This is a genomic window from Faecalibacillus sp. MSK20_93 (genome assembly GCF_020589945.1).
Taxonomy (GTDB): domain Bacteria; phylum Bacillota_I; class Bacilli_A; order Erysipelotrichales; family Coprobacillaceae; genus Faecalibacillus; species Faecalibacillus intestinalis.
The window spans coordinates 1-19,912 of the sequence record NZ_JAJDKA010000053.1 but is presented as its reverse complement, the minus strand read 5'-3'; the positions used below and the strand labels follow the sequence as shown (position 1 = coordinate 19,912).

Annotated in this window: 15 protein-coding genes; 3 read left to right on the top strand and 12 right to left on the bottom strand. The window is 30.3% G+C overall.

Annotation, left to right across the window (positions count from 1 at the left end; translation table 11 throughout):
• Nucleotides 1-276: 276 nt before the first annotated feature.
• On the top strand, nt 277-849 hold the full coding sequence (locus LJD34_RS12815; RefSeq protein ID WP_022001252.1) for an ATP-dependent Clp protease proteolytic subunit: 573 nt from the start codon (nt 277-279) through the stop codon (nt 847-849).
• Here LJD34_RS12815 and LJD34_RS12810 read toward each other — a convergent pair.
• From LJD34_RS12810 to LJD34_RS12795, 4 genes are all read right to left on the bottom strand, one after another.
• Nucleotides 842-3,934, bottom strand: coding sequence for a SpaA isopeptide-forming pilin-related protein (locus LJD34_RS12810; RefSeq protein ID WP_227360087.1), 3,093 nt, complete (start codon nt 3,932-3,934; stop codon nt 842-844). The genes LJD34_RS12815 and LJD34_RS12810 overlap by 8 nt on opposite strands.
• A gap of 112 nt (nt 3,935-4,046) precedes the next feature.
• Complete coding sequence (locus tag LJD34_RS12805; protein ID WP_227360085.1) at nt 4,047-4,967, bottom strand: hypothetical protein; 921 nt, start codon at nt 4,965-4,967, stop codon at nt 4,047-4,049.
• Nucleotides 4,968-5,015: 48 nt separating this feature from the next.
• Nucleotides 5,016-6,218: a threonine ammonia-lyase gene (ilvA, locus tag LJD34_RS12800; protein WP_032090764.1), complete on the bottom strand. Its 1,203-nt coding sequence runs from the start codon at nt 6,216-6,218 to the stop codon at nt 5,016-5,018.
• 56 nt (nt 6,219-6,274) lie between these two features.
• The gene (locus LJD34_RS12795; RefSeq protein WP_119363997.1) at nt 6,275-6,451 is read right to left on the bottom strand and encodes a DUF4250 domain-containing protein; all 177 of its coding nucleotides are present in this window, start codon (nt 6,449-6,451) and stop codon (nt 6,275-6,277) included.
• A 456-nt stretch (nt 6,452-6,907) separates the two neighbouring features.
• Here LJD34_RS12795 and asnB point away from each other — a divergent pair, with 456 nt between their 5' ends.
• Nucleotides 6,908-8,494, top strand: coding sequence for an asparagine synthase B (gene asnB, locus LJD34_RS12790; protein WP_227360084.1), 1,587 nt, complete (start codon nt 6,908-6,910; stop codon nt 8,492-8,494).
• A 21-nt stretch (nt 8,495-8,515) separates the two neighbouring features.
• Here asnB and LJD34_RS12785 read toward each other — a convergent pair whose 3' ends face one another.
• The 5 genes from LJD34_RS12785 to ispF form a co-directional block, all read right to left on the bottom strand.
• The gene (locus tag LJD34_RS12785; protein WP_032090766.1) at nt 8,516-8,980 is read right to left on the bottom strand and encodes a DUF188 domain-containing protein; all 465 of its coding nucleotides are present in this window, start codon (nt 8,978-8,980) and stop codon (nt 8,516-8,518) included.
• Nucleotides 8,968-9,552 carry a rhomboid family intramembrane serine protease gene (locus LJD34_RS12780; RefSeq protein WP_032090767.1) on the bottom strand — a complete coding sequence of 195 codons (585 nt, stop codon included), beginning with the start codon at nt 9,550-9,552 and terminating at the stop codon, nt 8,968-8,970. Before LJD34_RS12780 ends, LJD34_RS12785 begins: the two co-directional genes overlap by 13 nt.
• Nucleotides 9,549-10,352 (bottom strand): immunoglobulin-like domain-containing protein, encoded by an 804-nt coding sequence (locus LJD34_RS12775; protein WP_147580603.1) that lies wholly within the window; start codon nt 10,350-10,352, stop codon nt 9,549-9,551. The genes LJD34_RS12780 and LJD34_RS12775 overlap by 4 nt, the downstream gene beginning before the upstream one ends.
• 156 nt (nt 10,353-10,508) lie before the next feature.
• Nucleotides 10,509-11,933: a glutamate--tRNA ligase gene (gltX, locus tag LJD34_RS12770; protein ID WP_227360082.1), complete on the bottom strand. Its 1,425-nt coding sequence runs from the start codon at nt 11,931-11,933 to the stop codon at nt 10,509-10,511.
• 2 nt (nt 11,934-11,935) lie between these two features.
• Complete coding sequence (ispF, locus tag LJD34_RS12765; RefSeq protein WP_107030090.1) at nt 11,936-12,418, bottom strand: 2-C-methyl-D-erythritol 2,4-cyclodiphosphate synthase; 483 nt, start codon at nt 12,416-12,418, stop codon at nt 11,936-11,938.
• Nucleotides 12,419-12,536: 118 nt separating this feature from the next.
• Here ispF and LJD34_RS12760 point away from each other — a divergent pair, with 118 nt between their 5' ends.
• On the top strand, nt 12,537-14,207 hold the full coding sequence (locus tag LJD34_RS12760; protein ID WP_032091229.1) for a glutamine--tRNA ligase/YqeY domain fusion protein: 1,671 nt from the start codon (nt 12,537-12,539) through the stop codon (nt 14,205-14,207).
• 68 nt (nt 14,208-14,275) lie between these two features.
• On the opposite strand, the gene LJD34_RS12755 is transcribed toward LJD34_RS12760, so the two are convergent.
• The 3 genes from LJD34_RS12755 to LJD34_RS12745 all read right to left on the bottom strand — a co-directional run bounded on the left by LJD34_RS12755 (nt 14,276) and on the right by LJD34_RS12745 (nt 19,639).
• The gene (locus tag LJD34_RS12755; RefSeq protein ID WP_032090771.1) at nt 14,276-15,880 is read right to left on the bottom strand and encodes a CTP synthase; all 1,605 of its coding nucleotides are present in this window, start codon (nt 15,878-15,880) and stop codon (nt 14,276-14,278) included.
• A 301-nt stretch (nt 15,881-16,181) separates the two neighbouring features.
• Nucleotides 16,182-18,827, bottom strand: a complete 2,646-nt coding sequence (gene adhE, locus LJD34_RS12750) for a bifunctional acetaldehyde-CoA/alcohol dehydrogenase (RefSeq protein ID WP_227360077.1) — start codon at nt 18,825-18,827, stop codon at nt 16,182-16,184.
• A 116-nt stretch (nt 18,828-18,943) separates the two neighbouring features.
• Complete coding sequence (locus tag LJD34_RS12745) at nt 18,944-19,639, bottom strand: glycerophosphodiester phosphodiesterase family protein (RefSeq protein WP_227360075.1); 696 nt, start codon at nt 19,637-19,639, stop codon at nt 18,944-18,946.
• Nucleotides 19,640-19,912: the final 273 nt, after the last annotated feature.

Sequence of the window (19,912 nt, the reverse complement as noted above, 5' to 3'; positions counted from 1 at the left end):
GAATTCCTACTGCTTTTTTACTATCACTATATTTTAATGCTGGATACCAAAGTCAGGTTATAAGTCAAAAACTTCACAAAAGCAACTATTACAACGTTGATTTCTTGTATAAGATGCATTAATTTTTCCTTTATTTTTCTAATAATTCCCATTTCATCATATCGTTAGCGCTTACACTATTTTCTACTATTTTTTTAAAAAAATTTTTACTTATTTCATCAGCGCAAAGAATAATTTTTATTATTAATTTCTATAATTACATATGGAGGTTATTTTATGCATCTAATACCAACCGTTATAGAAAAAGATAAAAATCATCAATATGCCTACGATATCTATTCCAAACTTTTAGAAGAAAGAATTATTCTACTTACAGGAACTATCGACGATGCCATGGCAAGTTCAATTATTGGTCAATTACTTTATTTAGAAGCACAAGATAATAAAAATGATATTTACATGTATATCAATTCACCTGGCGGTAGTGTTTCTGCAGGACTAGCAATTTTTGATACAATGAACTTTGTTTCATGTGATGTCAGCACAATTTGTTGTGGCATGGCAGCAAGTATGGCTTCTATTCTTTTAAGTGCAGGTTCCAAAGGAAAAAGATGTGCATTAAAAAATAGTGAAATAATGATACATCAACCTCTTGCCTCTTTAGAAGGACAAGCAAGTGATATTGAAATAAACGCCAAAAGAATATGCAAACAAAAGAAAAAACTTTCACTTATTTTAAGCGAAAATTCTAAACAATCATTAGAAAAAATCATTCATGATTGTGATCGTGATTACTACTTAGATCCATTAGAAGCTTTAGAATATGGTCTTATTGATGAAATCATTTAGATTTAGGGGATTTAACATCCCTTTTTCTACATAAAAAAATACAAATTCCACTTAAAGCACCAAGCATTATAAAATAATTCAACTTTGAACTATCACCTGTTTTAATTGCTTGAATAATTGGTTGATCATACATGATGACTTTTTGTATTTCTCCAGTATCTTTAATCACAAATTCGACTTTTTCACTCTTTTCATAACCATAAGGTGCCATTGTTTCTTCTAAAATATATTTTTTACCAACTTCCAAATGACAAATGCGGTGTTCTTGATCAGTTGAAATCCAAGAATCAAGAACTTCTCCATCTTCATTTTTCACTTGTAAATGAGCTCCAGACAATTCTTTTTTATTTGTTATGTCTTTTTTAGAAATATCCACTTTAATATCTTCATCAACAACTTTTAAAACAATATTCTTTTCTCTTATTTCAAAAATTTGTTCTTTAGCTGTTGCATATCCACAAGGTGTCAATGTTTCTCTTAAAATATATTTTTCCCCACTATTAAGTCCTTGTATTAAGTGGGCTGTCTCATCTCCTTGAATATCTATACAATAATATGTCACATCTTCTCCATCTTTCAACATTAAAAAATAATCATTTGATTTTAATTGGGGAACAACTTTGTATTCAATACCTTCTTCATTTTTACCTTGACACATATCCCCTTTTAATATTTTTTTCTTCATAACATCATTAATATCAAAAATATGTTGTCCTGTAATCCATTGATCAATTCTATTTTTTGTTTTTGTAGAAACAACTGTAAGCTGTGCTCCTTTTAACAAATTACCATCTTCTTTTTGTTTATAAACTTTAACAAAAGTATCAATCATTTCTATTTTTTGATTTTCTTTTTCATAAGAAACTGTAAAAGATATATCATTTACTAAATTAAATCCTAAAGGTGCTAAATCTTCATGTAAAGTATACGTTTTTCCTTCTTCTAACCCACTTACAGGATGTTCATTTCCATCACTATACCATTGATCAACTGTATTCCCTTCCTCATCTATTACTTGTAATAAAGCTCCTTGAATTTCTTCACCACCTAAAGTTACTTTAGAAATTGTTACAACTTTATCTTTCATATTTACTTTTTGAATTTTTCCATCTTCATTGACTTTAAATTCAATTTTCGTTGCTTTTACATATCCTGCTGGACTTGTATCCTCATTTAAATAATAAGTTTTTCCACTTTCTAATCCATCTATTTCATGGGCCTTATTAGATGAAATCCATTCATCAATAACTTTTCCCTCTAAATCCGTAATAGACATTTTAGCACCACTAACTTCTTGATCACCAGTAACATCGGTTTTAGTAAATGTTGTCTTAGTAATTTGATTTGTTTGTTCATGAGAGGTTGTATAAATTGTTGTTGTATGATCTTTTTGTGTAATTTCAAAATCATAAGGTGTAGAATCTAAAACATAACCTTGAGGGCATGAAACTTCAACAACTTGATATTTTCCAAGAGGAATTCCTGTCATTTCTAATTGACCATTTTCATCTACAGAAATAATTCCTTCTTCATTCATTATTCCTTTTGAAACTTGTACACCATTTGAATAAGTAATCATTTGACCATCATTTGTATCAACAATACATTTTCCACTTCCTAAAGTAATTATTTCCCCTTTAGAATATAATTTTTTCAAGGATACTGTATCAACAATATCATTCATTGCTACAACTTTATATTTTGTTTTTTTAATATCTTTATCTGCAAGATCAACAGCTCCCTGACGTGCGTCTTCAAGTTTCTTTTGAAGTTTTAATGTTCCTGTTGGTCTTAATGTATTTACAACAATTTTCTTTGTTGTCTTATCTTTTACAATTGTCACTTGCCATTTAGCAACAACAGGCGCAAAGTGATCTTCACATTCAATCTCAGTAAGTGAATAAGTTCCTACAGGTAAATAATCAATAAATAATTCATAATCTCCATTTTCATCTTTTGTGACTTCAAAAGTTTCATCATATCCTGTATAAGAAATTGAAATTAATCTAAATTTAGAATTTTTTTGAAATTCAGAAGTATTATCTACCTTAGAAAGGCGTAACGCTCCAAAATCCAACCATTCAACTTCATATTTTAATTTATTTCCATCAGGATCTAAATTCCATGAACCTTCTGTTTGTGTTCCTTCTGCACCATCTTTAATAGCTAATGCAGTAAACATTTCACAACCTTTTCCCGCAATATTTCCTGACTTATAATTTTCTGGACTATTTTTACATGGTGCTGTTAAATAGAAACTTTCTCCACCATTTACAGTTGCCGTCCCTCCTGTTTGCATCGTTCCTTTTGTTACGTTATATAGTGTAACATTATTTTGTAAAGGAACTTGAATGGTAGAATGACTTGTTCCTTCTAATTTAACAGTATTGGTTTTTTGAAGTTTATTTACCTTATCAAATTCAGCCTTAAAAGAGGCTGTAACTCCACCATCTTGACTTGGGCTAAAATAAGCATAACCAATATCAGGTTGATTCATAAGCCAGTTATAGCCCCATAAAATATTATCTCCATAACCACTATTACCATCTGCATTTGGCCATTTAGCATTGAAATCTTTTAAGTTTAACCCCATTAAATCTCCGCCATAAGCATAAGAAAGCCAAATATGGGTAAACAAATAAGCACCATCATCAAAGTTACCATGCTTTTCTCCAAAATCATCAGGAACACAAGAATTTAATTCAACTGTATACATTTCTTTAATTGCTTGATCATAGCCTGGTCCTCCAAATCCATAATAAAGAATTTTTCTTACAGCCTCATTATTTTCAATCACTTGAGCTGGATATTTTCCAGCTGATGGTGATTTTTTACTTGCTTCTAAACAATAAGCATATTTATTATCATATTTACACATATAAGTGGACCATTTTTTCGCACTAGCTATTTTAGAAGACCACCACCATGGATAATCAATTTGTTTAATACGTGTAAATTCATGAGGTGTACTATTATCCCATGCTTCGACATTATTTGCATATTTTTGTGAAAAACACATAGATAAAATAAACACCATAACTGCAAATATTTTCATAACTTTATCAAATATTTTTTTCTGTTTCATTTCATATTCCTCCATCATAAATAATTTCTAATAAAAAAAGACAATCTCTGATTGCCTATGGACCTAAAATCCACTTATAAACACAATTCACTTTTACTCCTCCTTCAATTTTCTAAGAATGATTAATTCCATAATGAAATCTACTATGTCTCCACTCTATTCCTGAAAATTCAATAGCATCTGTACACTTTGTTTGATCAAACTTCTTTTTAGCATCTTCTAAAGAAACATTTGAATCAACATATAATCCACAAAGGTAACATTCATACCAATAAACCGTTTGTAGGGGCTTTGTTTGTTGATGATCATTATCTAAATGATCCTTTACATTATTTTTTTCATTTGATTGAGAGATTGTAATGTCCTCATTCGGTTTATTATTTTCACTTTCAATCTTATTCACATTATTTTCTTGATTATTTTGAGAATTAGTTGTTTCTTGTTTATTTTCTGTAACATTGACCTTAAATTCTTTTTCTCTTCTATTTTTATAAATATCTTCTACAAATACTTTTACTTGATATTCACCTATTCTATGAATATCGATTTGACTTGTATCTATTTGAATTTCTTTTAATGGTGATAAATCGGTAGCTATGATCAATGATTTAAAATCAATACTTTCTAAATCACTTTCTTTTATAACATCTACATTTTTAGGAAATGCTAGTACAGGTGCTAATGTATCTTTACAGATAATTTGAATCGTTGAAAGCTTATTATTATATTTTATAAAAATCTTATATTTTCCCACTGCTGGATAACTTTTTTGATCTTCATTTTGAAGATTATCCGTTATACTTACATTCTTTTTTAAATAACAAATCTCCTTTTTACTCATTCCTGTTGTATCCACTAAACCTTTAAAATTAGCATAATAAGTTTGTCCATATTCAATATTGATTTTTTTCTTTTTTAGTACCAGTGTTGGTGGTGTATCTTTAGTTATAAAAAAAAGCATACCAATAAGCATGCCTAATAAAGTAATCAATACAATTAATTTTTTACACTCTTTAAAATATTTATAAATCATAATCTTCACCTCATTGAAAATAAAAAACCGCCTAAGCGGTTTATAAGATTAGTTAATTTTTTGAATAATATAACCATTTTCTTTAAATTTATCAGCAATCGCTTGAATATGAGCTTCACCATTTGTTTCACAGGTCACTCTTAATTCTACTTCAGAAAAACGAGCAAAGTTTTTAAATTGGTTATGTTCAACTCCAATAACATTTGCATTACATTCATTAAGTAAATGAGAAACAACTTCTAATTGTCCTGGAATATCTGGTAATTGTACTGAAAATGTTAAAATTCTTCCTCTTGAAATAAGTCCCTTATTGATCATTGAAGAAATTGTCATAACATCCATATTTCCACCTGAAATAAGTGAAACAACTTTTTTACGTTTACAATGTAATTTCTTTAAAGCCGCTAATGATAAAATACCTGATCCTTCAGCAATTAATTTATGTTTTTCAACAAGTAATAAGAAGGCTTCCATCAATTCATAATCACTTACAGTTACGATTTCATCAACATATTTTTTAATATATTCAAATGGAGTTTCTCCAATTTGTTTAACTGCTGTACCATCAGCGATTGTACTTACTTCACTTAATTTAACAAGTTGATCATCTTCAACTGCGGCAAGGGCACTCGCTGCACCTTCTGGTTCAACACCAACGATTTTAACAGATGGATTGATTTGCTTTGCTGCACAAGCAATACCTGAAATTAATCCACCACCACCAATTGGTACTAAAATATAATCAACATCTGGAAGTTCTTCCATAATTTCTAAAGCAATTGTTCCTTGCCCTTCCATAACATCTTCATCATCAAAAGGATGAACAAAAGTGTATCCTTCACTTTTTTGTAATTCTACAGCTTTTTCATAAGCTTCATCATAAGCTTCACCATATAATACAACATCCGCTCCATGTGCTTTTGTAGCATCAACTTTAATTAATGGTGTATGTGCTGGCATACAAATTGTTGCTTTGACCCCTAATTTTTTTGCTGCATAAGCAACACCTTGTGCATGATTTCCAGCTGAAGAAGCAATTAACCCTTTTTTCTTTGCTTCATCATCTAATTTCATAATTTTATTGTAGGCCCCTCTAATTTTGAAAGCTCCTGTTTTTTGTAAGTTTTCAGGTTTGATGTAGACATCATTTCCACATTCTTCAGAAAAGGCATCACTATGTATTAAATGAGTTGGTAAGATAACTTCATCAACTCTTTTTTTAGCTGCTTTAAAATCTTCTAATTTTAACATTTAAATTCCCTCCGTTTAAGTATTCATAATTATATCACTATTCTTTGATAAAACAATTATTTTGTTTTAATTTGATTTGTACTTTCATCATAAAAATATTCGTTTTCATCTAATCTTTTCATAAACTCAGTTTCATCCAAATCATAAATAGAAAGAACATGTGATAATTGCATATCATCATCTCTTAATTTCATATTAATCATACTTACTAACATGTGTATATCTTTTGGCATTTTTAAACTCCTATATTTATATTTTTCTAGACATTAACATTATACATGATTTTTTTATGTTTTTTGTCTCAAATTTGTCTCAAAAGTTATTCACATTTTATAATTGTATAAAATTAAATATTTTTTATCATATTAATTATTTCTTATTGATTTTTTATAAATCCTATACTATACTGTAAACAAGTTAAAAGCAAAGACAAGGAGAGTAGTATTTTTACGAAGCAACAGCGAGCTAGTAGAAGGTGAAAGACTAGCAGTGAACGAAAATATGAAGAACACCTTCGAGCTGTCTACCGAAAGCAATGCAAGTAGGCTAGAACGTCTCTAGTTATGTTACAACTAGCGGGTATCGAGTACTCTTTGAAGTATTTTCCGTACCATGTATATCTTTGGATTTATATGTTACACGATACTCGCACACTATGTGCGTTTTTTAATTATAAGGGGGATATTAAAATGTGTGGTTTTTTAGTCGTTGGAAGTGAAGAATTTGAATTACAGGTTTTCCAAAAAGCTTTAGATAAAGCAGCGTATCGTGGACCTGATTATCAACATGTCTCAATTGATCATGGAATAACATGGGGATTTAACCGTCTATCAATTATGGATTTATCAACAAATGGAAATCAACCTTTTGTTTATAAAGATTATACACTTGTATGTAATGGTGAAATATATAACTATCCAGCATTAAAAACAAAATTAGAAAGTAGCTATACTTTTAAATCTGGTAGTGATTGTGAAGTTTTGATTCCATTATATGAACAATATGGACTTGAAATTTTATGTAAATATTTAGATGCTGAATTTGCTCTTGTTTTATACGATAACAAAACGAAACAGTTAATGGCAGCAAGAGACCCAATGGGAATTAGACCTATGTTTTATGGTTATAGTAAAAAAGAACATCAAATATGTTTTGCTTCCGAAGCCAAAGCTTTATTTGATTTATGTGATGATATTATGCCTTTTCCACCAGGACATTATTATTTAGATGGTCAATTTGTTTGTTATAATGATTTAAGTGATCCTAAAACAATCGTTGATGATGATTTAGAAACAATTGCTGGAAAATTAAAAACGAAACTTGAAAAAGCCGTAGAAAAAAGATTTATGTCTGATGCTCCAATTGGATATTTATTAAGCGGTGGATTAGATTCTTCTTTAGTATGTGCCATTGGTCAAAAATTATCAGATAAACTTATTCGTACTTTCGCTATCGGTATGGAAAGTGATCCTATTGATTTAAAATACGCTAAACAAGTTGCTGATTATTTAGGAACAGAACATACAGAAGTTATTATGAATAAAGAAAATCTCTATCAACATCTAAAAGAAGTCATCTATCATCTTGAAACTTTCGATATTACAACAATTCGTGCGAGTATGGCCATGTATATTTTATGTAAATATATTCACCAAAATACCGATATTAAAGTTATTATGACTGGGGAAGTTTCAGATGAATTATTTGGTTATAAATATACTGATTTTGCACCTAACGCTAAAGCTTTCCAAGAAGAAGCAAGTAAAAGAATCAAAGAACTTTATATGTACGATGTCTTAAGAGCCGATCGTTGTATTTCTGCACATGCTCTTGAAGGACGTGTTCCTTTTGCTGATCTTGATTTTGTTGATTATTCTATGTCTATTGATCCTGCTAAAAAAATGAATGTTTATAATAAAGGAAAATATTTGTTAAGACATGCTTTTGAAGGAACTGATTATTTACCACACGATATTTTATTTAGAGAAAAAGCAGCTTTTTCTGATGCTGTTGGTCATTCAATGGTAGATTATTTAAAAGAATTAGCTGAAGATAAATACAGTGATGAAGATGTTTTAAATGCTAAAGATAAATATTCATATTGTACACCTTTCACCAAAGAATCATTAATGTATAGAGATATTTTTGAATCATTCTTCCCACAACAAGGAAAATGGATCAAAGATTTCTGGATGCCAAATAAAGAATGGGAAAACTGTGATGTTGATGATCCAAGTGCTCGTGTGCTTAAAAACTATGGAGATTCTGGAAAATAAAAACAAAGCAATGCTAGATGTTTATTCTAGTATTGCTTTTTCTTCGTTTATTTTATTTTCAATAAATATCTTTTCTAATTCTCTTAAAAAGAATTGTGATGTCTTATAATTCCTTTTTTTAGGTCCTTTTACATGCTTATGTTGTTTTCTAGAAAGATGTCCTAAGTAACGAGAAGTCAACAAATTATTAATATTATCTTCTGTAATTCTTTTCCCCGATACATGAAGTATCGTTACATTTTTAAGCAAAGCTAAACTTGCAAGTCCATAATCTTGACTAATCAATAGATCACCTTCTTGTATATAAGAAAGAATCATTTGATCAACACTATCTTTTCCTACTTCACACATAATTATTTGAATTCTTTCATCTTCAATAACATGTGCAAAATCAATAAACAATAAAACTTCTACTCCATAATGCAAAGCAAGTTCAATAACTTTTTGACGATCAGGACAAGCATCTCCATCAATTAATAAACGCATAAACCACTTCCAATAAGCACTAGCATAGCAATAACACCACCAACAAAGCCACCTAAATGCCCTGTTTTAGAAATATTTTTATCTGCCAACGTAAAAACAACATTAATAGCAATGACAGGAATAAATTGTTTTAAAACCATTAAAAATGGTCCTTGAAAAACAACACCTAAAGTCACAATAGCTCCTAAAAACCCATAAAAAATACCACTTGCACCTAAAGTAATCGTATTTTGATAACGTCCCTCTTTTTTTGATGCCATATAAGTAATAAGATAAGAAAAAATTCCAGAAATTAATACTAAATACAAATATTCTAAACTTCCCAAAAAAGGTTCAAAGAAAGTTCCACCCAAATAATAAAGTGCATAACAATTCATAAAAATATGAACTAAATCAACATGAACAAAATTAGCTGTTAAAAAGCGCCAATACTCTTGTTTATATTCTATTTTAGGAGGATAAAAAGCTCCATATTTAATAGCCAACGCTGATTTTTCATCTGAATGATCTATAAAATTAATAATGACATAAATGGCTACGGATATCACAATCATCGCTAAAGTTACACTCATTTTTTCTTCTCACTTTCATTTTTAATCACTTCTACTTTTCTTGTTCTTTGAATATTATTACCCTGACTATTTGTAATTGAGTAAATAACTTCATAGCTTCCTACTTCTTCAGTATTGACTGTATTTTTCAAAATCTTAATTTGATGTGTAATATCATTTCCATTACCATCACTAGCTTTAACACCTTCCATAATATCAAAATGTGTTCCTTGAACAATTTCAACATCATCAATACCTTCAAGCGTTGGATGATTTCCTAAGCTTCCCACAACAATCTTAGCTCTTAATTTAGCCGCTTGATTTCCCACCACATCTTCTACAATAATATTAACTATATAAGAACCTTTTTTTGTGAATTTAAGAGTTGTATTTTTTGTTCCATCATCCTCTAAAAAATAAGCAATAACTTCTGATTGATCTTCTACTTTATCTATCAAATTCAAAGCACTAATTTCTTCATTTAAATTCACATTAAAAACAACTTGATTTAAAGTTACAACTGGTTTTGTTGTATCTTGAATTTTAATGTAAAATGGAAATTCTACTCCCGCATAAGAAGCCGATACTTTATAAACACCTATCTCATTTTTTAAATTAGAAAAATTTAATTGTACCTCATTAATAACATTTGCATTAGCATTGACATAATCTACCGGATTATTAGAAATTGGTGTTCCATATTCATAAACAAAAGTATCTCTTTTTAAAGTAACGGGTGTTATTCTAAAAGCAAAAATCGTTAGAAGAGTACTTACAACAACAAAGAATGTTAAAACAATACCAATTATTTTCTTCTTCATTGTTATCACCTCTTTCTAACCTATTATACCATCTCATTATGTCTTTTTTGTGAAAAATACCGTACTTTTGACAATATATTATGCCTTCATTTCAAAAAAAGCAACATAAATCAAACTCTATGTAAAAAAAACATAAAAAAGGATAAGAGTAATTTCCTATCCTAATCTTTTTAATACTTTTTCTTTACCTAATAATTCCATAGAAGCCGCTAAATCAGGACCATGCATAATACCAGTTGTTGCAATACGTAAAGGCATGTATAACATTTTTCCTCTTGCTTTTGCTTCTTTTTGAGTCGCTTTAATACAAGCAAAAATTTGATCTTGTTTAAAATCTTCTTCAGCTAATTCTGCGACTTTAGATTTAAATACAGCTAAAGTATTTGGAATAGCTTCATCTTTCATAAATTCAATAGCTTCTTCTTCTAAATGAATTTCATCTTCAAAGAATAATTTAACTTGTTCAACGATTTCTTCACCACAAGAAATATGATCTCTATGCACTTCTACTAATTTTTCAATCCATGCTTCACTTTTATCGCTTAAATCATAAGCTTCTTGTAAAAATGGTAAACATAATTCTGTTAATTGTTTTGTATCTAATTTCTTAATATATTGGCTATTGATCCATTTTAATTTATTCATATCAAAAATAGCCCCAGATTTAGAAATACGTTTAACATCAAATGCTTCAATTAATTCATCTAATGAGAAGATTTCTTGTTCACCTTCAGGTGACCACCCAAGTAAAGCAATATAATTTAAGATTGCTTCATTTAAGAAACCTTTATTAATTAAATCTTGATAAGAAGCATCTCCATTACGTTTAGATAATTTATGTTTTTCATCTTTCATAACAGGTGGACAATGAATATATGATGGTACATCCCATCCAAATGCTTGATAAATTAAATTATATTTAGGTGTTGAAGATAAATATTCATTTCCTCTTACAACATGAGTGATGTTCATTAAATGATCATCTACGATATTCGCAAAGTTATATGTAGGATAACCATCACTTTTTAATAAAACCCCTTCAGCAAGTCCTGCATTTTCTACTTCAATATGCCCATAAACTTCATCTTCAAAAGAAGTAATTCCAGTACTTGGAATTGTTTGTCTTACAACATATTTTTCACCATTAGCGATTCTTTGTTTTGCTTCTTCTAAAGAAAGATGTTTACAAGGATCAATATATCCTAATTCTTCATTATCAGATTCTTCTTTTACCTTATTGATTGTTTCTTCATCACAGAAACAATAATGAGCTCCCCCTAATTCAACTAATTTATCAGCATATTCTTTATAAATAGCTAATCTTTCAGATTGAACATAAGGTCCAACTTCTCCTGGTTTATTAGGTCCTTCGTCATAACCTAATCCTGTTTGATCCATAACTTTATAGATCATATCAACAGCACCTTCAACTTCTCTTTCTTGATCAGTATCTTCAATTCTTAAAATAAAATCTCCATGATCATGTTTAGCAATTAAATATTCATATAATGCTGTTCTTAAGTTACCGATATGCATATATCCAGTTGGACTAGGTGCAAATCTTGTTCTTACTTTTGCCATTTCTATACTCCTTTTTTCCTTAATAATACAACCGCTTGAGCTACCATTCCTTCTTGTCTGCCGACAAAACCAAGTTTTTCTCCACGTGTTGCTTTAATGTTAATTTGGCTAATGTCACAATGTAATTTACTTGCGACATTTTCTCTCATTTTTTGAATATGTGGAGCCATCTTAGGTGCTTCACACATAATAATACTATCAAGGTTATTGATTTCATAACCTTCTTTATCCATCAGTTGATAACAATGTTCCAATAAAACCATTGAAGAAATTCCTTTATATTGAGGATCCGTATCTGGAAAATGTTTTCCAATATCACCAAGACCTAATGCCCCAATAATACTTTCAATAATGGCATGTAATAAAACATCTGCATCGCTATGTCCTAATAAACCTTTATCATGGTCAATTTTTACACCACCAATATATAAATCTCTTCCTTCTACTAATTGATGAATATCAATCGATTGTCCTATTCTAAACATGTTATCACCTTCCGCAAACATTCTAGCACATATTTTCTAATTTATGAAGTATTGGATGTTTTATAATCAAGGAAAATATGGTAAACTAAAACATATAAAAATTATGGGAGGACTTCCTATGGATAAAGAAGAAGTAGTAAGTAAAAATTTTATTGAAAAAATTATAGATCAAGATTTAGCGGAAGGAAAATATACAAAAATTGCGACACGTTTTCCTCCTGAACCAAATGGTTATTTACACATTGGTCATGCTAAATCAATCTTATTAAATTATGGATTAGCTAAAAAATATAACGGAACATTTAATTTACGTTTCGATGATACAAATCCAATGAAAGAAAAAACAGAATTCGTCGAAAGTATTGTTTCAGATGTAGAATGGTTAGGTGCTAAATATGATGGTGATATCAAATTTGCTTCAAACTATTTTGATCAAATGTATGAAGCTGCTGTTCTTTTAATCAAAAAAGGAAAAGCTTATGTTTGTGATTTAAGTCCTGAACAAATTAGAGAATACCGTGGTACTTTAACAGAACCCGGTAAAGATTCTCCATACCGTAATCGTTCTATTGAAGAAAACTTAGATTTATTTGAAAGAATGAAAAATGGTGAATTTGAAGATGGATCAAAAGTATTAAGAGCTAAAATCGATATGGCTTCATCCAATATCAATATGCGTGATCCTATTATTTATCGTGTTGCCAGAATGACACACCATAATACAGGAGATAAATGGTGTATTTATCCAATGTATGACTTTGCTCATCCAATTGAAGATGCCATTGAAGGAATTACTCATTCAATTTGTACTCTTGAATTTGAAGATCATCGTCCTTTATATGATTGGGTCGTTCAAGAAATTGGTTATGAACATCCACCAAAACAAATTGAATTCGCAAAACTTTATTTAACAAATGTTATTACAGGAAAACGTTATATTAAACGCTTAGTAGATGAAGGAATCGTTGATGGTTGGGATGATCCTCGCTTAGTGACAATTGCAGCATTAAGACGTAGAGGATTTACACCAGAATCCATTAAATCTTTTATGGAATTAGTTGGTGTTACAAAAAGTAACTCATCAAATGATTATGCAATGTTAGAATATTGTATTCGTAATGATTTAAAACCTAAAGCACCTCGTGTGATGGCTGTTTTAGATCCTATTAAATTAGTTATCGATAACTATCCTGAAGGACAAGTAGAATATTTAGATGCGATGGTCAACATGGAAAATCCTGATTTAGGTTATGAAAAAGTTCCATTTGAAAGAGAATTATGGATTGATCGTGATGACTTTATGGAAGAACCACCTAAAAAATATTTTAGATTGTTCCCAGGAAATGAAGTTCGTTTAATGAATGCTTATTTCGTTAAATGTGTTGATTTTGAAAAAGATGAAAATGGAAAAGTAACAGTTGTTCATTGTACTTATGATCCTATTACTAAAAATGGTACAGGATTTACAGGTAGAAAAGTAAAAGGAACAATTCATTGGGTTCCTGTTCATCATTGTAAAAAAGTAACAGCTCGTTTATATGAAAACTTAGTTGATGAAGAAAAAGGTGTTTATAATGAAGATGGATCTTTAAACTTAAATCCTAATTCATTAACTGTTATTGAAGATTGTTATGTTGAACCAGCTATTGAAAAATATAAACCTGGTGATTCATTCCAATTTGTAAGAAATGGATATTTCTGTATTGATACAAAAGATTCTACAGATGATCATTTTGTATTTAATAGAATCGTTTCATTAAAGAGCTCATTTAAATTACCTAAGAAATAAAAATTTGGAGATTGCCTCGACAATCTCCTTTTTTGTATAAGAAAACAATATCTTTCGATATTGCTTTTTTATTTATTATATTTACGATCATGTGCTGCAGAAATTAAACCTTGGAATAAAGGTTGTGCACGGTTTGGTCTTGAAGTAAATTCTGGATGGAATTGACATCCTACATAGTAAGGATGATCTTCTAACTCAACAATTTCTACAAGGTTTCTTTCTGGGTTAAATCCTGCAACTTTTAAACCATTTTCAACTAAAACATCTTTATAGTTATTATTAAATTCATATCTATGACGATGTCTTTCTTTAATCATTTCTTTTCCATAAAGACGATAAGCATGTGTCCCTGGATTTAATTGACATTCATAATCACCTAATCTTTGTGTACCTCCCATATCTTCTAAAGATTGGTCAGACATTAAATTGATCACTGGATTCTTACATAATTCATCAAATTCTAATGAGTTAGCATCTTTAATACCACAAACATTTCTAGCATATTCAATGGTAATTAATTGCATACCTAAACAAATACCTAAAAGTGGAACTTTATTAGTACGTGCATATTCAATGGCATCAATCATACCAGCAATACCACGATCACCAAATCCACCTGGAACGATAATACCATCAGCATCTTTTAATCTTTCTGCTACATTTTCTTTATTTAATTCTTCTGAATTAATAAAATCAATATTAACTACACTGTTTACATAATATCCTGCATGTCTTAAAGCTTCGTTAACTGATAAATAAGCATCCGGTAATTGAACATATTTTCCAACTAACGCAATATTTAATTCTTGATTTAAGTTTTTAACACGGTTAACTAATGCATCCCATTCATCCATATGAGCCGCTGGTGCATTGATTTGTAAATGTTGTAATACTAAATCGTCCATTTTTTGATCTAATAACATACGTGGTAATTCATATAAGTTTTCTACATCATAGTTTGAAATAACATTTTGTGTTGGTACATTACAGAATAATGAAATCTTATCTTTTAATTCTTTTTCAATATGATGTTCACTACGACAAACAATAAAGTCTGGTTGAATACCTAAACCTCTTAATTCTTTAACACTATGTTGTGTTGGTTTTGTTTTTACTTCATGACTTGCTCCAATGTATGGAAGTAAAGTTGTATGAATATAAACGGTATTTTCATATCCTAAATCTAATCTTACTTGGCGGATAGCTTCAATGAAAGGTAAACTTTCGATATCTCCTGTTGTTCCACCAATTTCAGTAATGACGATATCTGCTTTAGAACTACGTGCCGCTGCATAAATTCTTTCTTTAATTTCATTTGTAATATGAGGAACAACTTGTACAGTAGCTCCTAAATAATCTCCACGTCTTTCTTTTGAAATAACGTTACTATAAATTCTACCTGTTGTAATTGATGAGTTTTTATTTAATTGTTCATCAATAAATCTTTCATAGTGTCCTAAGTCTAAGTCTGTTTCTGCCCCATCTGCAGTAACAAATACTTCCCCATGTTGATAAGGTGACATTGTTCCTGGATCAACGTTAATATATGGATCTAATTTTTGCATGAAGACTTTTTGTCCTCTTTGTTTTAAAATTCTTCCTAAAGATGCAGCTGTTAATCCTTTACCAAGACCAGACACAACTCCACCTGTTACAAATATGTATTTAGCCATTTTTTATCCTCCTCTAGTATCTATAAAAATAAAAAGTGCCTTCCTATGGAAGACACTGTATTGCCCTTTCTTATTCTAACAATATTAAATATTTATTGCAATAATAAATTTATTATTTTTACACAAAAAAAGGAACACCGTTCCTTTCCTTGCGTATAAGTGATTTTTTGGGAGAGGGGTCACTTATACTTGTTTATTATATTGTCTTCATCTGACATGATTAATATAACAATTCTATATGAATTCATTATGAACTTTCTCTTAAGGTAAAAGAAAAGGTAGGACATGCCTACCTTAACTATTATTTATCAAATTTATTTTTGTAATCGTAAATTTTACGTAAGATATCTTCCATATCTTTAACCATAGGCATTCTAGGGTTAGCTGGTGTACATTGATCTTCGTAAGCATTCATAGCAATTCTATGAACTGATTCTTCCCAAGCTTCTCTTGAGATACCTTGAGATTCTACGTTAGATACAACACCTACTTTGTGACATAATTCTTCACAAGCATCAGCGAACATTTCAACACCTTCAGCTGGAGTTTTAGGATTTAATCCGATTAATTGAGCTAATTCCATGAATTTAACATCAGCTTTATAGTTTTCAATTTTTGGCCAGATATTTAATTTAGTTGGAATAGTTCCGTTATATCTAATTACGTGTGGTAATAAGATACCATTTGTTCTACCATGAGGAATATGCCATTCTCCACCAATCTTATGAGCTAATGAGTGGTTCATTCCTAAGAATGCATTTGCGAATGCCATACCTGCGATAGTTGCAGCATTATGCATTTTTTCTCTAGCAATTGGAGTACCTTTCTTAACTGATTCTTCTAAGTAATCAAATACTAATTTAACAGCTTGTTTAGCCCATCCATCAGTAAAGTCAGATGCTAAGATTGAAACATAAGCTTCAACCGCATGAGTTAATACGTCGATACCTGTATCAGCAGCGATTGCTCCTGGTAATGACATTACGAATTCAGGATCAACGATAGCGATAGTTGGTGTTAAAGCATAGTCAGTTAATGGATATTTTTTGTTTTCTTTCTTATCAGTGATAACTGCGAAAGGAGTAACTTCTGATCCAGTTCCTGATGTAGTTGGGATACAGATCATTTTTGCTTTTTTACCTAATTCAGGGAATTTGAAAGCACGTTTTCTGATATCCATGAATTTTTGTTTGATATCATCAAAGTTAACTTCTGGGTTTTCATACATTAACCACATAACTTTAGCAGCATCCATTGATGATCCTCCACCTAAAGCAATGATACAATCAGGTTCGAATTTTCTCATCAATTCTACCCCTTCTCTTACAGTATCAATACTTGGATCTGGTTCAACATCAAAGAATAATTCAATATCTACATGATTACGTCTTCTTCTAATAACGTCTTCGATTTTTTCAACATAACCAAGATTTACCATACTTCTATCAGTAACGATCATGGCTTTTTCCATATGTTTCATATCTCTTAAGTATCTAATTGAATTCTTTTCAAAGTATACTTTTGGAGGAAGTTTAACCCATTGCATATTGTTATTACGTCTCCCTATTCTCTTAATATTGATTAAGTTAACAGCACTTACGTTGTTAGATACTGAGTTATGTCCGTAAGAACCACAACCTAATGTTAATGATGGAATGAATGCATTATATACTGATCCAATACCACCGAATGTTGATGGAGCGTTTTCAATGATACGGATTGCTTTACATGCATGTCCGAATTTTTTAGAAATTTCATGATCTTCTGTATGAATTGCAGCAGAGTGACCTAAACCGTTAAATTCAACCATTGCAGCTGCTTTAGCGATACCATCATCAGTGCTTTTAGCTTTTAAGATAGCTAATACTGGAGATAATTTTTCTCTAGTTAATGGTTCATTTGGTCCTACTTCTTTACATTCAGCACAGATAATTTGTGTTTCAGCAGGCACTTTGAATCCAGCTTGTTCAGCAATCCATTCAGCAGGTTTACCTACAACATTTGGATTTAATTTAGCTTGAGCAACATTGTCTGAATAAGCTTCTGCACCAAACATGAATTTTTCAAGTTTAGCTTTTTCTTCTTTATTTACAAAGTAAACATGGAATCTTTTAATTTCTTTCATGAAATCACTGTAGATTTCTTGGTCAACGATTGCTGCTTGTTCAGAAGCACAAATCATACCATTGTCGAAAGATTTTGATAATACGATATCATTTACAGCTCTTGGTAATACACATGTTTTTTCAACATATGCAGGTACGTTACCAGCACCTACACCTAAAGCAGGTTTTCCACATGAATATGCAGCTTTAACCATTGCGTTACCACCAGTTGCTAAGATAGTTGCAACACCTGGGTGATTCATCAATGCATTAGTAGCATACATAGATTTAATTGATAACCATTGGATACAGTTTTCTGGTGCACCAGCAGCAATAGCAGCATCTCTAATTACGATAGCAGCTTGTTTTGAACTTTCATGAGCGCTTGGGTGGAACGAGAAAATGATTGGGTTTCTTGTTTTTAAAGCGATTAATGATTTGAAAATTACTGTTGAAGTTGGGTTAGTTGTTGGAACGATACCACAAACAACACCTACTGGTTCAGCAATTTCAGTAATACCAGTTAGTGGATCTTCATTGATGATCCCTACTGTTTTTAAATGACGTAAATTGTTAGTAACATATTCACATGCAAATAAGTTTTTAACAGCTTTATCTTCAAATACTCCACGTCCTGTTTCGTTAACTGCAGCTTCAGCTAAAATACCATGATGGTCTAGTCCAGCTACAGAACATTTAGCGACGATGTAGTCTACTTGTTCTTGTGTAAAATCTTCAAATTCTTCTAAAGCTTTTAAAGCTTTGTTTACAAGGTCATCAACATGAGCATCAGTTTCTGCTTCAGTTGGGACAGCTTGTTGTACGGGTTTTTTTTCTGCCATTTTATTTCCTCCATAACTATTGTGAAATTTTTCATTTGTACACAACCATATTACATGAAAAACATACAAAAAACAAGCATTATCGCTCGTTTGATGTAAAAAAATAACATAGGCGATTACATTTTTAATTTCTTAAAATTTTTATTTGCAATAACAATATTGACACCTTTTTCCTTAAAATAAGCATATCTAAAACGGTTCTTTACACCCCATGTATTGATGTCTAATCCAGCTTTTAAAAAGAGTGCAATTTCATCTTCATCTAGAAAATCTTCACGTGCATGTACATGAAATTTTTGTGTTAAACATAATTGTTTATTTTTTTCATAATCATCTTCAAAAAGATAACCTAAATATAAAGATGAATCGATTGCTCTTAATTTATAAAGAGAATCAACATAAAAACTTGAAAAGAGAACTTGATCTAACATCCCCATTTCTTTGATCATTTGATAACTTTCTAGTTCTATTCCTGGATATTGAATTTTATTTGTTTTAATTTCTAAGTTGATCTTTACATTTTTTCCTTTACATAATTCCAATAATTCTTTCAACAAAGGAATTCTTTGAGGATTTTCTTTTGTTCCAAAATTATATACACAAAGCTCTTCATAAGTCATATCTTTAATATAACCTTTTCCATCACTTGTTCGATTGATTTTTTCATCATGACATAAAACAAGAACACCATCTTTTGTTTTATGCACATCTGTTTCAATACCATCAAATCCACTTTCAATAGCTTTTGAAAAAGCTAACATTGTATTTTCAGAATATTGATCACTATAACCTCTATGTCCAAACAACAACATAGTCTCACCTCCAAAGCCTATTTTACTCTTTTTATTGTTAAGAATACACCAAAAAAATGTAATTTAAAAAGCAGACCTTTATAAAGAGTCTACTTTTCATGTACTATTTTAAAAGAATCTAAATAATAAAGTTCAAGATCTTTATTACATTCTAATATACTACATTCACTAAATATTCTTGTTTTGACACTCCCCATGTCTAAGACAGGGGATTCTTACTACCTGCCAACATTGTTGGCTGACCAGTTCATTTCTGATAGGTCGCAGTGCAAG

What these genes read in the sequence shown, in the direction of transcription:
- LJD34_RS12815 (WP_022001252.1), top strand. Translation starts at nt 277, where the DNA reads ATGCATCTAATACCAACCGTTATAGAAAAAGATAAAAATCATCAATAT.
- LJD34_RS12810 (WP_227360087.1), bottom strand. Translation starts at nt 3,934, where the DNA reads ATGAAACAGAAAAAAATATTTGATAAAGTTATGAAAATATTTGCAGTT.
- LJD34_RS12805 (WP_227360085.1), bottom strand. Translation starts at nt 4,967, where the DNA reads ATGATTTATAAATATTTTAAAGAGTGTAAAAAATTAATTGTATTGATT.
- ilvA (WP_032090764.1), bottom strand. Translation starts at nt 6,218, where the DNA reads ATGTTAAAATTAGAAGATTTTAAAGCAGCTAAAAAAAGAGTTGATGAA.
- LJD34_RS12795 (WP_119363997.1), bottom strand. Translation starts at nt 6,451, where the DNA reads ATGCCAAAAGATATACACATGTTAGTAAGTATGATTAATATGAAATTA.
- asnB (WP_227360084.1), top strand. Translation starts at nt 6,908, where the DNA reads ATGTGTGGTTTTTTAGTCGTTGGAAGTGAAGAATTTGAATTACAGGTT.
- LJD34_RS12785 (WP_032090766.1), bottom strand. Translation starts at nt 8,980, where the DNA reads ATGCGTTTATTAATTGATGGAGATGCTTGTCCTGATCGTCAAAAAGTT.
- LJD34_RS12780 (WP_032090767.1), bottom strand. Translation starts at nt 9,552, where the DNA reads ATGAGTGTAACTTTAGCGATGATTGTGATATCCGTAGCCATTTATGTC.
- LJD34_RS12775 (WP_147580603.1), bottom strand. Translation starts at nt 10,352, where the DNA reads ATGAAGAAGAAAATAATTGGTATTGTTTTAACATTCTTTGTTGTTGTA.
- gltX (WP_227360082.1), bottom strand. Translation starts at nt 11,933, where the DNA reads ATGGCAAAAGTAAGAACAAGATTTGCACCTAGTCCAACTGGATATATG.
- ispF (WP_107030090.1), bottom strand. Translation starts at nt 12,418, where the DNA reads ATGTTTAGAATAGGACAATCGATTGATATTCATCAATTAGTAGAAGGA.
- LJD34_RS12760 (WP_032091229.1), top strand. Translation starts at nt 12,537, where the DNA reads ATGGATAAAGAAGAAGTAGTAAGTAAAAATTTTATTGAAAAAATTATA.
- LJD34_RS12755 (WP_032090771.1), bottom strand. Translation starts at nt 15,880, where the DNA reads ATGGCTAAATACATATTTGTAACAGGTGGAGTTGTGTCTGGTCTTGGT.
- adhE (WP_227360077.1), bottom strand. Translation starts at nt 18,827, where the DNA reads ATGGCAGAAAAAAAACCCGTACAACAAGCTGTCCCAACTGAAGCAGAA.
- LJD34_RS12745 (WP_227360075.1), bottom strand. Translation starts at nt 19,639, where the DNA reads ATGTTGTTGTTTGGACATAGAGGTTATAGTGATCAATATTCTGAAAAT.